This window comes from Catalinimonas locisalis (assembly GCF_038039535.1).
GTDB lineage: Bacteria > Bacteroidota > Bacteroidia > Cytophagales > Cyclobacteriaceae > Catalinimonas.
Genome location: NZ_JBBPHP010000015.1, coordinates 79,021 through 95,463 on the forward strand (window position 1 = coordinate 79,021; position 16,443 = coordinate 95,463).

General features: G+C 40.9%; 13 protein-coding genes. 7 read left to right on the forward strand and 6 right to left on the reverse strand.

Features of this window, described 5'->3' with window-relative positions:
• The first annotated feature begins 268 nt into the window (after nt 1-268).
• Nucleotides 269-1,165, forward strand: coding sequence for a LytR/AlgR family response regulator transcription factor (locus WJR50_RS18260; RefSeq protein WP_341294748.1), 897 nt, complete (start codon nt 269-271; stop codon nt 1,163-1,165).
• Here WJR50_RS18260 and WJR50_RS18265 read toward each other — a convergent pair.
• The 6 genes from WJR50_RS18265 to WJR50_RS18290 all read right to left on the reverse strand — a co-directional run bounded on the left by WJR50_RS18265 (nt 1,162) and on the right by WJR50_RS18290 (nt 9,693).
• Complete coding sequence (locus tag WJR50_RS18265) at nt 1,162-1,830, reverse strand: gluconate 2-dehydrogenase subunit 3 family protein (protein WP_341294749.1); 669 nt, start codon at nt 1,828-1,830, stop codon at nt 1,162-1,164. The genes WJR50_RS18260 and WJR50_RS18265 overlap by 4 nt on opposite strands.
• A gap of 12 nt (nt 1,831-1,842) precedes the next feature.
• Entirely contained in the window at nt 1,843-3,576 is a 1,734-nt protein-coding gene (locus WJR50_RS18270) for a GMC oxidoreductase (RefSeq protein ID WP_341294750.1), read from the reverse strand.
• A 279-nt stretch (nt 3,577-3,855) separates the two neighbouring features.
• Entirely contained in the window at nt 3,856-6,297 is a 2,442-nt protein-coding gene (locus WJR50_RS18275) for a TonB-dependent receptor (RefSeq protein ID WP_341294751.1), read from the reverse strand.
• Nucleotides 6,294-6,770, reverse strand: coding sequence for a Fur family transcriptional regulator (locus tag WJR50_RS18280; RefSeq protein ID WP_341294752.1), 477 nt, complete (start codon nt 6,768-6,770; stop codon nt 6,294-6,296). Before WJR50_RS18280 ends, WJR50_RS18275 begins: the two co-directional genes overlap by 4 nt.
• 132 nt (nt 6,771-6,902) lie before the next feature.
• A complete protein-coding gene (locus WJR50_RS18285; RefSeq protein WP_341294753.1) occupies nt 6,903-8,447 on the reverse strand; it encodes a sulfatase family protein in 1,545 nt (514 codons plus the stop codon).
• A gap of 73 nt (nt 8,448-8,520) precedes the next feature.
• Nucleotides 8,521-9,693: an aminotransferase class V-fold PLP-dependent enzyme gene (locus tag WJR50_RS18290; protein WP_341294754.1), complete on the reverse strand. Its 1,173-nt coding sequence runs from the start codon at nt 9,691-9,693 to the stop codon at nt 8,521-8,523.
• Between the two features lie 420 nt (nt 9,694-10,113).
• Between WJR50_RS18290 and WJR50_RS18295 the strand changes: the two genes are divergently transcribed.
• From WJR50_RS18295 to WJR50_RS18320, 6 genes are all read left to right on the forward strand, one after another.
• The gene (locus tag WJR50_RS18295) at nt 10,114-11,619 is read left to right on the forward strand and encodes a TolB family protein (protein ID WP_341294755.1); all 1,506 of its coding nucleotides are present in this window, start codon (nt 10,114-10,116) and stop codon (nt 11,617-11,619) included.
• Nucleotides 11,620-11,851: 232 nt separating this feature from the next.
• Nucleotides 11,852-12,553: a response regulator transcription factor gene (locus tag WJR50_RS18300; RefSeq protein ID WP_341294756.1), complete on the forward strand. Its 702-nt coding sequence runs from the start codon at nt 11,852-11,854 to the stop codon at nt 12,551-12,553.
• Nucleotide 12,554: 1 nt separating this feature from the next.
• Nucleotides 12,555-14,045 (forward strand): sensor histidine kinase, encoded by a 1,491-nt coding sequence (locus WJR50_RS18305; RefSeq protein WP_341294757.1) that lies wholly within the window; start codon nt 12,555-12,557, stop codon nt 14,043-14,045.
• A gap of 152 nt (nt 14,046-14,197) precedes the next feature.
• Nucleotides 14,198-14,647, forward strand: a complete 450-nt coding sequence (locus WJR50_RS18310; RefSeq protein WP_341294758.1) for a DM13 domain-containing protein — start codon at nt 14,198-14,200, stop codon at nt 14,645-14,647.
• Nucleotides 14,631-15,563, forward strand: a complete 933-nt coding sequence (locus WJR50_RS18315; protein ID WP_341294759.1) for a transporter family protein — start codon at nt 14,631-14,633, stop codon at nt 15,561-15,563. The genes WJR50_RS18310 and WJR50_RS18315 overlap by 17 nt, the downstream gene beginning before the upstream one ends.
• A 23-nt stretch (nt 15,564-15,586) precedes the next feature.
• A complete protein-coding gene (locus WJR50_RS18320) occupies nt 15,587-16,261 on the forward strand; it encodes a Crp/Fnr family transcriptional regulator (protein ID WP_341294760.1) in 675 nt (224 codons plus the stop codon).
• The last annotated feature ends 182 nt before the right edge of the window (nt 16,262-16,443 follow it).

Here is a 16,443-nt window from a genome sequence, read left to right on the forward strand (position 1 = left end):
TAATGAAAGCTGAAAAATAAGCCGAGTAGTTGTCTTTACAAAATTTTAGGCTAAACAGCGTATTATTTTATCTCACCCACTACCATCTGAGATTTTGACTGTAAAAAGTAAGGCGCTTATTAAGTGAAAAAGTTATTTCTTAAATATTGGTGAGTTAAATCTACCTAATTGATTTATTCATTCACCCGCTGATATGACTGCTTCACAGGAAATATGTTGTGGTTCACAGGTGAAAACATGAAATTAGTACGCAATCAATTGTATCATCATGAAAAAATCTAAGCGCTTCTTTCTGCTTATCTGGGGTTTGATTTTATTACTTTTTTTAGTTTTTGCCGGATTCTTTTTTTGGAATCAGAGCAGCTCTGCTTCTTATATTTCTCAGGGACAATTTGAAAAAATGCTGGGAGAAAAAGTGATTAAAGAGGTAGTTCTGGTAAGGAACGAAAACTTTGCAGAAATAACACTTAAGACGGAAGCGCTGAATAGCGGTGAATATGAAAATATTCTTCACAATCATACTTCATTCTCCAGAGTCAATGGTCCTCATTGTACGTTAAAAATTCTTAATTCTACGTTTTTTGATCAGAGATTTAATGAAGCCCAGAAAAATATTGTAGCAAATGACAGAATTGACTATCGTGTGGAGGTACGTTCGGGTATTGGAAGTTTCCTGCTGAACTGGGGAATTCTTTTTTGGCTGTTGACAGCAGTTCCAATTCTACTCTTATGGCTGGTTTTTAAAATGTTCTGGTCTACTAAGCCTGAGAATAAACCTACTCAGACAGTTAACAAACAAAATTTTAATGGTTCTGAACCTAGAGTGTTTAATCATTCAAACTTCCCAGTCAAAATTGGAGATAGAACCATCTTTCTGGATATGAATCAGATTGTTTCGTTTCAGGCGAAAGACAATTATGTCAACGTGTTGGATACTGAAGATAACACTTATCTGGTGGAGTATACATTGAATGAACTGGAAGAAAAATTGCCCAGGCAGTTTATTCGTATTCATCGCTCATATATAGTAAACAAGCTGTTGATCAAAGAAATCCGAAAGCATTCCGGTAATCGTTTTACCGTGCATTTGAAGAGTAAAAAATCACAACAGCTTGTTTCCAGTCAAAGTTATGCTCCTAAAGTGAAGGAACTAATGAAATTTTAGGCAAATTCATAACCATCAAAATCATCGTAGTTGACCCCTAGTTTATCCATTACTTCCTGGGGGCTTCCTTTCCATACATTGGCAGTGTTACCTTTATATTGAAGGTCTTCAATCCCTATCTTGCTGGTAAAGAATCCGGTTGCTACAAAATCCCTGAAATTATTAAAGAAGTTGACGCCCTGACTCATCTCGGGTTTGGCAATTTCAGGATAAGCAATCTGATCAAGGAGTTGCTTTTGTTGCTGCTCGCTCAGCTCCACAAATGCTTTTTCAAACTGATGAATACTCTCCATGTCCAGCCATCGCAGGCCTCCACGCATACCGGTCTGATGCCAAGGCTGATCTTTCATCATAAATTCAATGAATTCAGGGACACCCGCATCGGCAGCATTCCCTGAACGGTCGTCAGCAGGGATAATCAGGTTTCCCAGTACAGTAACCGTTTGCATCTCATGCTCCGAAAAGAATTGCTGATCCATCAGCCTTTGATCAGCTTCACTTAGATTCATCTCCTCATTGCCAGCATGCTGATGCTCAGGAGCTTCCGCTGTTTCTTCGGGAGTTTCGCAGCCTACCCAGGTGAGACTTGCCAGAGATGCGGCAGCTCCGCTCATATATTTAAGAGAGGTACGTCGGTTCATACCATTTTTTTTTGGCTCTTCCATAAATCAATTATTTTAGATATTACCTTTCTTTTTCTGATCAATGATGTATTCTGATGTTCTCAGCGAAAGTGCTAAGATAGTCCAGGTAGGGTTTTTATCGGCCATAGATACAAATGAAGCACCATCTGCTACAAAGAGATTTTTGCAGTCAAACGACTGGCAGTACTCATTGACAGGAGCTTTCTTTGCATCTTTACCCATACGTGCTACGCCAACTTCGTGGATGATACGTCCCGGAGCATGAAGGCCATAGTTAGAGTCAGCTCCTGCTTTATTCCACAGCAGCTTTCCACCCATACTGTCAATAATCTCCTCAAAAGTGTCCTGCATATGCTTGGCCTGTAATATTTCATGCTCACTCCATTTGTAGTTGAAGCGAAGCACTGGAATACCCCACTGGTCAACTATGCCCGGATCAATTTCACAGTAATTGCTTTCCAAAGCCACAGGTTCACCCCGACCACTGAAACCGACCATAGCTCCATAGAAGCTACGATAATCGTTTTTGAGTTGGGTGCCATAGCCACCACCACCTTTAGGGCGCTCAGCACCAAAGGAAGCATTATAATTTTGGATACCCCCCAAAAATCCATAAGAAGGCATATTTCTTCCTCCCCAGATCTCAATATGATAACCTCTGGGAAAATCAAGCTTCGCCTTTTGGTTATCTATCCACCAGGGCGTATACAGATGCATACCTCCCACACCATCCTCATTGTAAGGTATACCATCCATCATCTGAGGAAAGATACCAGCAAGATCCCCTCCGGTAGAGTCCATCAGGTATTTACCCACCATTCCGCTGGAGTTTCCTAAGCCATTGGGATGACGCGATGATTTGGAGTTGAGCATCAGACGGGCAGTCTCGCAGGCACTGGCAGCGAGCACTACTGCTTTAGCTCTAATAGTATACTCCATGTTATCATCTTTGCTTACGTAGGAAACACCGGTAGCCAGACCTTCATCATTCGTAAGTACTTCCCGGGCCATTGCATTGGTGATCAGGGTAACGTTACCGGTCTCCAGAGCAGGGGGAAGAAGTACGGATGGAGAAGAAAAATTAGAATGGGTAGAACAACCACGGTTGCACTGTGAGCAGTAGTGACAGGCTGCTCTCTTGCCCAGCGGGCGGGTGAGAATAGAAAGTCGGGATGGTACTACCGGAATTTTCAGAGGGTCGCAGCCTTTTTTTACCAGCATTTCATAAGCACGAGGCTTGGGTGGAGGAAGAAAATAGCCATCAGGTTCATTGTCTAATCCAAGACTTGGGTCATGGTTGACACCAAAAACGCCGATCATCTTATCTATTCTGTCGTAATAAGGTTTGATGTCAGCATAACTGATGGGCCAGTCATCTCCCAGGCCATCTATACTCTTCCTTTTGAAATCCTTTTCTCCAAAACGTAGTGAAATTCTTCCCCAGTGATTGGTACGACCGCCCAGCATACGCGAGCGGAACCAGTCAAATTCTGTTCCGGCTACTCTGGTGTAGGGTTCACCATCTATATCCCAGCCTCCGAAAGCCGCATCAAATTCTCCAAAAGGCCTGTGGGTATTGGCACCTCTACGCGGAGATTGGTAAGGCCATTTGAACATGTCTCCTTTTGAAGAGTCAAACATAGGCCCCGCTTCCAGCAAGGCAACTTTTGCACCGGCTTCAGACAACGTCTTGGCTGCCATACCGCCACCGGCACCAGAACCTACGATGCATACATCGTAAACCGTAGAACTTTCTTTTATCTGCATTGAGCTGTTTTTTTGTGCATAAATTAGAGAAGGAATATATGGTGCGCAACCCTATAAAACCTTCATATTTTGTTTAGAATAAAAATGAATAAAGGGGTATCTTAAATAAAAGCAATATTGGTTGAAAATTTAGCAATTATTGGTCGTTTGTGATATGAAATATATCTGAAATATTGATAATCAATCAAATTTTAACAGACCATCTATATGCTCCCTATGTACTTTTAACGGAGGAATTATTGTTAAAATATCCTAAACCGGAAATATCTGCAACGGATTTTAAAATTGATATTTGACGGAAAGCATATAGTTTCTGCCCATATCATCTGCAAAGTAACGCAGCCGGTCGGTATAGGTCCGATACGAAGTGTTCAGTACATTCCTGACCTGAAAATTGAGGTTAAAATGATTGATTTGAGCATTCCATCCCAGGTTAACCATCAGATAGCCATCAGGAGGAGGGAGGAGATCAAAAGTTGAAGTATTTTCTTCAAAGAGATTTACATCATTTTGTTCAGCTTCCAAAATTTCTTGTATTGATATTACTCGCGGAGCTAGAAACTGCGGAAATGTATAGGAGAGTGTGGCATTCCAGCTATGTTGGTCTATAAAGGCAAATTTTTGTAAATTCTGTTGGTAAGCGTATTGAAAGTTCAGAGGCGGTATACCCACAAAATATTCATCGTTTGTGATATCTTTTGCCCATACATAGCTAAGCTGAGCTGAAGAGGTGATATCTGATGAATGTAGATAATCCATACTGGCATCAATACCGGCAAACAAAGCATCATCCTGATCATAAATGAAATAAGGAAATGCTCCTCTCACAGTTTGAGTGATGCCTGCCGGTTTGGTGTAAATATAGTTCCTGATATAATTTACGTATCCGGTAAATTCAGCCCTTACCAACTCACGGCTGATTTCATAAGTGTTGATCCATTTGATTCCCAGTTCAGAAGGAGCAGCTTTGTCATTTTCAGTAAGAATGTTATCAGTACTTATTTCATTGTTTTCCTGTCTTTCATACCGCCAGAGACCGTACTCAATGGAAGCCTGATGCTTTCCAAAGCTGTAGAGTTCGGAGACATTCGGTGGACGCCAGGCTGTACCCAGATTGGTTCTGAAAAGATGTCCGTTTTCTAATTGCTTGATCAATCCCAGCGTAGCAGTTACATTCTGAAAGGACAAGTCGTTACGGTATACATCATTATCTATATCACGACCACGGATAGAGTTGTTCTGGAAATCATAACGGATGCCCCATTCAAGGCGACTTTCCAGTATATTTTTGCTTTCAATCAGGTAAACACCAATACGGGTAGAATTATAGTTAGGAATAAAAGGGATGGTATTGGTACCGGGCAGATTATTGTTATCCTGATAAATCGTCTGTACACCTAAACTCCCGTCCCAATCAAAGAATTGTGGATGTTTCCACTCCAGATCAAGCGACTGACTCATCAACTCCAGGTTAATCGCTGGCCTTTCGTTATTTGCCCCTCTTCGTACATCAAACTCCAGTCGGTGGTTTTTCTGAAAAGCGTAAATTACTTCTAAAGATTGATTTTCATCGCTGAGCACGCTTCTGAGTTTCAACACATCATGCTGTACCTGCTGCCGCGGGTTGTTGATCTGATAGGTAAAATCTGAAGTGTAGAGGGGAGGTGATGAGGAAATAGCTAAGGCAAGGTCTTCCAGGTTTCCGGTAACCGAACCCCTGAGAATACCCAGTTCCTGATCAAAATGACTATAATAAGCATAAAAATCCAGGTTCTTCCAATGGTAACGCGTGCCTAATGAATAACTGCTTTCCCGCTTACCTGTATTAGAAAGCTCATAATCAGGAGCATGAAGATCACCCTGATAAGTCTGGGAGGCCTGAGCCTGAACACTGAATTTATGGAAGCCTTTCTGCAAACGAATGTGGCCATCCCCGGAACGACCATTTGATTTACCGGTCAGGCTAACTTCCCCTTTCAAAGGTGTAAGTAAATCCAGCTTATTGGGGTTGATTACTAATACTCCTCCCAATGCATCAGGTCCGTAACGAACGGTAGCAGCACCTTTGACAACACTAATATTATTGGCCATGGAGGGATCAATCTCAGGTGCATGTTCCACGCCCCAATTTTGAAATTCATGGCGCACACCATTGTTTACAATTAATACCCGATTACTATGCAATCCGTGAATGATAGGTTTCACAACATTCTGACCGGTTTTCAGAACGGATACTCCACTGATATTGCTGGCCAGGTCACCTAAAGATTCGGACTGATTTTGTTCAAAAACTTGAGAAGATAAGCGGTCAACAGTACCAGAATAAAGCGAACCTTCCTGAATCTCACCTTCCACAATTACGCTTTCCAGGGTAACACTATCAGCGGCCATGAAAATTTTGGGTACTTCGTGATAGGTATCATGGTGATGTATTACTTTTTTATACCCCACATAAGTGACGATCAGGTCAAATTCTTTCAGACAAAGCTTATTAATACTGAAATAGCCTTGCTTATCAGTAATTGTACCTTTGGAACTTTCTTTTACCTGAACACTGGCATAGGGGAGAGGTTCCTGAGTTTGAAGGTCCAGCACATAACCCTCCACGTGATACTGGCAGCTATCAGTAAGCGCATTTTCCGACTGCCAGGCATAAGAAGTAGTAATTGTGGCTATGCAAAAAAATAGCAGGCATAAGGAAGATAAAAAAAACTGCTTCATGAAGGACTGCATGATATACAATAGCCTTTAACTACCATTTCCACTTCCTGTACCTGATATCCTTTAGGAAGATTTACTTTAGGAATGGTTTGTTCGGGTAGGCATAAGGTTTTACCACAGGCATGGCAGGAGAAATGGATATGTTCTTCATGTGCAGCTCCGGGGCTTTCCTTAATCGTCTGCTGGATATTATGCTGTTGCTCAGATTGTTCCAGTGTTTTACGGATGTTGTCTGATAGCCCATAAAGTGCAGCACCACCATCGCTCGGTATGGGGTGTAAGATATTTTTCTCAATAAATGAATTGAGTGTACGGTATATGGTAACTCTATCATATTGAGGCAGCTTCACTTCCAGGTCTTTGGCAGAAAGAGCGAATGAAGCATTCATAAAAAACGTAATGATATCTGTTCTGCACCTGGTGAAGCGCAGCTGATGTTGGTGAAATAAGCTTTCCAGAATTTGCTGATCCATGCGGCAAGTTAATTAATATGCAATCAAGTTGCGTGTATTCAACTACAAATTTAGGGAATTGATTCACTGAACTAATTCACATAGAATGTATACCTATAAATAGAGGGAGTGATAGTAAGGAGATTCCAAACACTAGTCAGTATTCATCCACCAGAGCTGCTCCCATACTGCTTCCCCATCATTTTTTTGTGGCTTACCGGATGTACTACGTCCTTCTGTGATATAGCGGGTCAGTAATTTTTTCAGATCTTCAACTTTATCAGGCTTTGCTAATGCCAGATTTTTTGTTTCACCAATATCTTCTGCCAGATTATATAACTGTAGTTCAGGAAGGTTCTTAGCTTTATCACTATCAGGTTGAGGATCACTCCATCCTCCTGAACCAGCACACATGATTAGTTTCCAATCCCCCTGACGAATGGCAAAGCTACCATTGATGGAATGGTGTACCGTAGCTTCCCTGAGTGGATTTTTGAAGCTTGCTCCTTTTAGAATAGGTAGAATACTATAGCTGTCTTCTCCTTCATCATCTTTAAGCTCGTAGCCTATGATTTCAGCACAGCTAGCTAGTAGATCGGTGGTACATATCACTTCATCGGTAGTGCTGGAGGGAGTGATAACGGAAGGCCATTTTGCGATGAAAGGCACATGATGCCCTCCTTCAAAGATGTCTGCCTTATGTCCGCGAAAATGATAAGAAGGATCATGGCCCAGAGCAAGCAGTTCATCGTATTTAGCTCGGGGTGAACAGCCGTTATCTGAAGTGATAATGATAAGTGTATTCTGTTCTATTCCCTGTGTCTTTACAGTCTGCATCAGTTTCCCTATATAATCGTCCACCATCATTACAAAATCACCATAGGGATTTAATTTGCTCTTCCCCTGCCATTTTTCAGTGGGTAAAATGGGAGTATGGGGTGAAGGTAATGCCAGGTACAAAAAGAAAGGATGCTCATTTTTACTTTGTGCTTTCACATAATTTTCGGCTTTGCTAAAAAAATGGGGGGTAACCTCTTCATGTACAAAATCCGGTGCGGTGAGCCCCTTTCTCCAGAATCCTTGAAAGTCAGTGTTTTCGGTAGAATCTATCGGTACTGCGGTAGGCATGCCATTTTCTACATATACATAAGGCGGCATGTCCAATGATCCATTGTGGCCATAGGCATAGTCAAACCCCAGATCGTTGGGAGTATGGCTGACAGCTTGAGTAAAATCAATGTCACCATTATTCATTCTGGCAAAATTCCATCCCAGATGCCACTTACCGATAAAAGCCGTGTGATATCCTGCACGCTGAAGCATGCTGGCCACTGTAGTTCTTTCTTTAGGAATTAATGCTTCAGATTCGCCCCAGAGTACACCTTCTTTTAAAGTTGAGCGCCAGTTGTAACGACCGGTCAAAATTCCGTAACGAGTAGGGGTACAAACAGCAGATGAAGTATGGGCATCGGTAAACATCATGCCTTCCGCTGCCAACTGGTCAAGATGGGGCGTTTTGATTTTACTTTCAGGATTGAATGCGCTTACATCACCATAACCCAAATCATCGGCGAGTATGTAAATGATGTTGGGATGTGGATTAATTTGTGCAGTAGCATAAAAAGAAAGCAGAAAACACAGCAGATAAGCAGTTGTGCGTTTAACGCAAATACTATTCTTCAGGATCTTAGGTTGCATAATAGCTTTAGGTCGTTTGCAGCGAATCAAGATAGCATTTTTAGATAGAAAACTAACTATTATAATCATTAGGCTACATTTTTTGGATGATGTCAGCCACTCTATCCATTTCTTCTATGGTGTTAAAATAATGAGGAGATAATCTTACTACCCAGTCAATCCCTTTTTTCTCAAAGTCTATGATGGCACTACTTTTTGCTGTGGTAGAGTAAAATACATTTTGTGCATCAAGACAGGCTTTGATCTGAGCCAATGATTTACCCTCTTTTTGGAAAGTAAGGATGTTGCAGGTTCTGCTGCCCTGATCAAACAATTTTACTCCCGCTATGCTCACGAGCCTTTCACGGAGTTGGTGCATAAGTTGCTGATTGTAAGTTTCAATATGCTCAATTCCTACTGCATTGGCATAGGCTACGGCCTCTTTCAGACCTATCAGCAGGGCATAAGGGATTTCCCAGCTTTCAAACCTTTTAGCACTTTCTATCATTTGAAACTGATCAGAAGAAGTCCACTCAGCGCCTCTCAGATCAATGAATAATGGAGCATAGTCTTGAGTAAGTACCTTGTCAGAAACATATAAGAAACCGGTGCCACGTGGTCCTCTTAGAAACTTTCTACCGGTAACACTCATAAAATCGCATTGGATTTCTTTTACATCCACCGAGAATTGCCCAACGGATTGACAGGCATCTAAAAGATAAAGTACTTGGTGCTGGGTACAAATTTTACCAATATCAGCTACATCCTGTACCAAACCTGAATTGGTAGGAACATGAGTTATGGCAACAAGCCTGGGTTGATGTATTTGGATTTTTTGTTCTAAATCTTCCAGGTCTAAGTCCCCATTACCCTTATTTTTTACTCTCACCACATCAATCTTAAACCGCTGCTTGAGTGAGATAAAATTGATCTGGTTTGATACATAATCATTATCTGAAGTGAGAATTACATCATCAACTTCAAAAGGAATAGAAGATAGTGCTTTGGCATATGCTTCGGTTGCGCTGAATGCAAAAGCAATTTGATGCGCTTCGGCGTTGATAAGCAAAGCTACTTCTTTATAAAATGATTCAATGTCCGCTTCTCTAAGTTCAGCTACCTTATAGCCGCCCAGCTTTTCTTCTTCTTTGAGATATTTCTGTACGCTTTCGGCTGCTTTATGAGGCATCAGTGAAGAACCTGCACTATTCAGAAAAATCTTATCCTGACAGGCCGGGGTATCTTTACGAATTTGCTTAATGTTCATATTTAAAATTAAAGACTACTGGTAAACGAACCAACCCAAATCAGGTATACCCTGAAATCTTTCTATACTAATAGAGGCAAATAGCATCTCAGTAAATTTTATAAAAAAGTGTTTACACTAAAGCGAACTACCGAAGCATCACCTCACAGGTGAATTTGTAGATAGCTTGATAACACGTGCAAGTTTCTTCCTAAGTAGTAGTTCAAAAACAAACCAAAATATTTATGCAAATCGCGGGAACATTACTTATATTTAGTTAACACAGTGTCAGCAGCTGTAAATAACATGATTAGGAGAAAGCGCATAGGATGAATTGAGCAGTAAATATGCTTTAGCATATAATGTATAAAACGCAGATAATCACTGTTTTCCTGTACGAAATCAGGGGAATATATTTTTTTAAATCAAACACCTAGAGCTATGAAATCTATCCTAACGATGCTTTTAAGCATATTTTTGATCAACCCCGCTTTTTCTCAGTCTTCAGTAGGAATTTTTGAAGTAAGCGAGGATATAGGGCAGCCATCAACATCTGGAAATGCCACCTTTGATGAAGCTACCCAGACTTATACATTGAGAGGCGCAGGTTATAATATTTGGTTTGAGCGAGATGAGTTTCAGTTTCTCCATAAAAAACAAAGTGGAGACTTTATCATTACTGCCAATTTTGAGTTTGAAGGAGCGGGTTTAGACCCCCTGCGTAAAGCGGGTTTGATGATCAGAGAATCATTAGATGATGATGCGGCACACATAACTGCAGCCGTTCATGGGGATGGTTCAACAGTGCTACAAAGAAGAGTACTTAAAGGTGCTTACATGAGAGACCCCGAAGATGATATATCCGCTCCCAAAAGAGGATACGAAATACTACAGCTAGAAAGAAAGGGAAATGTAATCACCATGCGAGCAGCACATTGGGGAGAGCATTTGCAGGAAATTGGCTCATATACCATGGAATCAATGCCTAATGAGATATATACGGGACTGTTTATCACTTCCCACAACGAAGATATTCTGGAAGAAGCAAAATTTTGGAATGTACGTATATCTGAAATTGTAGAGAACAATTATGATGGATTCATGGCCTGCCGTTTGGAAACCATGAATGTGATGGATGGGAAAAGAAAAGTAGTATACGAAGCTACGGCCGATGATCGTATTGAGTCACCTAGCTGGGCACCCGATGGTCAACATCTTTTAACTACCATGGATGGCTTGTTGTATACTTTTCCACTAAATGGTGGAGAGCCTAAGCAGCTAAATACAGGTGACATTGTTAGAATCAATAATGATCATGGTTACTCTTTTGACGGAGATCAGCTGGCGATTACCAGCAGTCAGAATGTTGAGATTGGTCCAAGAATTTATGTGCTTCCTGCTGAAGGTGGCTCCCCCAGATTGCTTACTGAAAAAGGACCATCGTACTGGCATGGCTGGTCGGCAAATGACAGACACATTTATTATGTAGCCCAAAGAGATACTACAATTTATAATATTTACAGAATGTCGGTGAAGGGTGGAGAAGAAGAGCAAATTACCAATAACACCAGTGGTTATGTGGATGGTCCTGAAGAATCTCCCGATGGTAAGTACATTTATTATAATGATAACCAGACCGGTACAATGCAGATATGGCGGATGAAAACGGATGGAACAGAAGCCGAACAACTTACTTTTGACGAATACAATGACTGGTTCCCGCACGTTTCACCGGATGGCAAATGGATAGCATTTCTATCTTATGAAAAAGATGTACCTCCTGATGCTCACCCTTCCTACCGACCCGTAATGATCAGGCTTATGTCTCTGTCTGGTGGCGCTCCTAAGGTAATCGCTAATATCTATGGCGGTCAGGGTACGATGAACGTTACCTCCTGGTCTCCGGATAGCAAAAACATAGCTTTTGTAAGTAATTCTAGGAGGTAATTTTTCAAGAAAAGCCGTGCAATTATTTAGATAAAGGTAGTACGGCTTTTCTTTAATTTGCTACATAGTAATTTTCATATCAGTCAAACTGTTGATATGTCTGCCTGACCGCTCTTTACTATTGCTTTCTATTGACTTGATCCTTTAAGAGAAGATGTACTACTGTATGTCATCTGTTGATCTGTGATACTTTTGTGATACTTAAAAGCTAATTTTGAGTAAAATAAGTGATATGAAAGAGGTACTCATCGTAGAAGACGATTCGGAAATCGTGGATTTGCTGGAAATTCACCTCACCGATTTGGAGTGCAACATTCAAAAAGCTCATGATGGAAATCTCGGTCTGGATAAAGCACTTCACCATAACTTTGATCTGATTATTCTGGACATTATGCTGCCCGGAATGGATGGCCTTGAAATTTGCCGGAGAATCAGAGGGCAGGAGAAGTACACCCCTATCCTGATGCTGACTGCCAAATCTGAGGAGATTGACAAAATTCTGGGTTTGGAAACAGGAGCAGATGATTATCTGACCAAGCCCTTCAGCGTAAGAGAGTTTATTTCTCGTGTCAAAGCCATTTTCAGAAGAGTAGAAATGATACAGGGCAATCATCAGGAAACTGATAAGAAAAAGATACTGGAAGTGGATGGGCTACATATGGACACTGAAAAAAGGAAAGTGCTGCTGAATGGGGAAAAACTGGCACTAACTCCTAAAGAATTTGATTTGTTATGGATCATGGCAGCGCATCCGGGAAGAAGCTATAGCCGGCAGGAGCTACTCAATCTGGTATGGGGCTATGAATTTAGCGGCTATGAGCATACAGTCAATGCACATATTAACCGTCTGCGTTCCAAAATTGAAAAAGATGTCTCTAATCCCCAATACATTTTAACTACCTGGGGTATAGGTTACCGTTTTAAAGACGATTAAAATGTCAGCTCAAAACCATACTCATTCTATTCGGCAGAGCCTCTTCTGGAGGATTGCCATCGCCTTATTTATACTTTTTCTTCTGTTGGGTTTTTCCTTTATCCTGATTACTTCATTTGCTTCCAAACGCTATTACGAAGAAACGGCGCAACGGCTCAATGCGCATGTAGCTCAGGAAATGTTGCTGGAAGTAAATCCATTTGTAGACGGTGAAGTTAATGACGAAGCCCTAGGCACCATCATGCACTCTATGATGGCAGTCAATCCCAGTATTGAAGTTTATCTTCTTGATCCTCAGGGTGAAATTCTTTCTTATGTGGTTTTAGACAAAAAGGTTAAGCTGAAAACAGTAAACATCGCTCCTGTACATGATTTTCTGGCTACGCAAGGTAAAACCTATACACTGGGGGATGATCCACGTAATCCGGGAAGAAGTACCATTTTTTCCGCAGCAGAAGTAAGGGAAAAAGAAAAACTCTTAGGCTATGTCTATATGGTATTGGCCAGTGAAGAATATGATAATGTGATGGCTTCGCTCTGGCAAAGTCATATTCTGAGAATAGGCACCTGGTCGTTTTCATTGGTATTGGTTGCTGCGCTGATCATTAGTCTTCTGGTTATATGGTGGTTTACGCGTAGCCTAAGGCGTATTCAGGATATGGTGAGAAAGTTTGAAAAAGGAGATTTATCTGCGCGTGTAGAGGTAAGACAGGATGACGAGTTGGGCCAACTTAGCCATTCTATCAATAAGATGGCTGATACCATTGTGCGTAATATTGACGAACTGAAGCAGGTGGATACATTGAGAAAAGAATTGATCGCTAATGTATCCCATGATCTCCGCACTCCACTGTCCATTATGCAGGGGTATGTGGAGACTTTAAATATCAAAAAAGATAGTCTAACTGAAGCACAGAAGGAAAAGTATATGGGAATTATCCTGAACAGCTCCAATAAACTTAAGCGCTTAGTTGACGATCTTTTTGAACTTACCAAGCTGGAAGCCAGACAGATAGAACCTAAGCTGGAAACTTTTGCCTTACAGGATCTCGTTCATGACATTGCTATGAAATACCAGTTTCTTGCCACTGAAAAAGCGCTTAAACTGGAGACCTATCTTGATCAATCCACTGCTCTGGTACATGCTGACTTGGCTATGATAGAGCGGGTGATGCAGAATCTTCTGGATAATGCGTTGAAATATACTCCTCCCGAAGGAGTAATTAGAATTAAAGCTGAGCAGTGCGAAGAACAGGTCTGTATTGAGATCAACAATAGTGGTTCTACCATCAATAAAGAAGAGCAGGAACTGATTTTTAACCGCTATTTTATGGGCAAGGAACCCCGAGCCAATGGCAGTGGGCTGGGGCTGGCGATTGTACGCAATATTTTAGAAATCCATCATTCAAGTATAGAAGTGAAAAGTAGCCCGGAAGAAGGAACCACTTTTTATTTCAGTTTGCCCCTGGAAAGTGGGCCAGTAGCAGTTTGACAAAATAGAAAGTGATGCCCCTCTAATTCAAACTTAGTCTTTGTTTTCCTCCTCAAACCCCCTTTTTTAAAACTTTATACTTTGTTCAAACTTATGTGATCTTTTCGTGACAAATGGCACTTACTTTTATGTCAAACAAATAACAAAACATCATGAAAAAGATCATTTTATTCGCAACCCTTCCTGTATTATTTCTTTTTGCCTGTGAAGATGACAGTGCAGAAACAGTGACTGTAGACAGTAGCCAGCCTACTGGAGAATTTATGTCACAACGAGGAGGTACTTTTGTAGAGCAGAATGGTACCGGAACTATGGGCATGGCTGAACTGGGTACCGATGAGGACGGAGAGCAATTTCTATACTTCGGCACCGATTTTCAAACCAATTTGGGTACAGGCACAGTAACAATTTTCCTTTCTACCAGCGAAGAATTTATGGCTGATCCAATGCAGGGAAACCCCGATCTAAAGCTGGTGGGGAGTGTAAGTATGAACGGAGCATCCTATTACAAAATATCTCCCGCAGCAGAAAGTAAATATACACATGTCATCTTGTGGTGTGCTTCTGCATCTATCCCTTTTGGTTATGCGCCATTACAGTAAATATCATGGACAGAGCCCGGGGTATCAATCCCGGGCTTTGCTTTTGCCTACACTTACACTGATGATTACGATTGCAGGTAATCTTTTGATACAACTGGAAGCTAGAGCACAAAGCGCTTGGGTAAGAAAAAAAGCTGAGACATTTACGCAGCTAAGTATATCTTCCTATCAGTCAGATCGCTATTACAATCTGGATGGTGAAATGGTAACGACCACTGATTTTGCTCAGCATAATCTGTATTTCTATTCTGAATATGGCCTCACAGAAAAGTTAACCATTATCGCTAATCTACCACTGCTCAGAGCTCATGGTTTTACCTCAACAGAAACTATCTGGGGCGTAGGGGATCTCCGGGTGGACGCAAAATATGGATTCTTACAGGAAATTCTTCCTATTTCAATAAGTGTAGGAGTTGAGGCCCCAATCGCGAAACCCAATCGTTTCGCTGAAAATCAGGATGGTTTGGGTAGTATCAATCTGCCTACCGGGGATGGTGAGTGGAATTTCTGGTCTACCCTAGCCATTTCAGGCTCCCTGCACCCTTTACCTGCTTATATAAATCTTTCAGGGAGTTACAACAAACGCACTTCATTTGAAGGACAACATTTCAAGGATCAGTGGGTAGCCAATGCACAATTTGGTTATCAGTTTTTTCAAAAGCTATGGCTTCAGCTTTCAGTTGGTGTACAAAATACGATCGGTGAACCAGAGGGCTTAGTTTCATTCGTAAGAGGGGACGGCACAGCTTTTACCCAATACGGAGCTAATCTTTCTTATCAACTGACAAATGAATGGGGGATAGGTCTGCAATATTATAATAATGCAGATTTTCTGGTAAAAAGAGTCAATGTTTATGAGTCACCTACCTTTGGGATAAGTGTTTTTTTTCAGGGACAAGTAAAAAAGTCAGAGTAGAAATATTATAAAACTCAGATACTATGATGAGCCAGGAAATATATCATAATCAAACTTTTATACCTGAAGTGATTGCAAGTATGCAAGGCCATTTACAGGAATACAATAAGTACGATTTTATTTATCTTAATAATGTCTCAGCACCAAAAATTTATTACTTGCAGGAAGGTTTAGTAAGACTAGGAACCTACACTGAGACCGGAAAAGAAGTGACTTTCTGTTTGGTTCAGGAAGGAGCGATAATTGGGAATTTTTCTTTTCAGGACCAGCAGGGAAGACCATTTGCTCAGGCTTTTTCCGATGTAAAGCTGGTAGCCTATAGTGAATGGGAAATTAAAACGCTTTTTCAAACCAATGTTAATACCAGTTTTGAAGTTTTGAAGCTGATGGGGGAACATCTCCGAACCATGGAAGAACAGTTCAAGATGTTAGCCTATTGTGACGTGCATCAAAGAATTATTCGTTTTATTCTTTACCTGGCCGATTTGTATGGCTATCGTCACCAAAGGATCACATTTATTCCTCACCAATTTACCCATGAGGATATCAGCCAGGTCATTCATACCAGCCGTCAGACAGTAACAGTATCACTTAGAGAATTACAGCGGGAAGGCTATTTAAGCTATCGCAGAGGTGAGTTTAGAATCTACCGATATGAAGAAATGATCGGCTTGGCTAATAAATGCATGAACTACTAATTTTGAGGGAGTACTGAATAAGTAAATGGCTTTTCAAAAAAACTGCCATCCATAAATGGGTTGTGGAATCTGAAAAAATTGCAGCAATTACAATTTTTTTTATCATTAAAGCTTAATCTGCCAATCTTGAATCTGCTTATGAAAGCATTTTTCTTTTTTGTATTCAAATATGTATTGGTCAT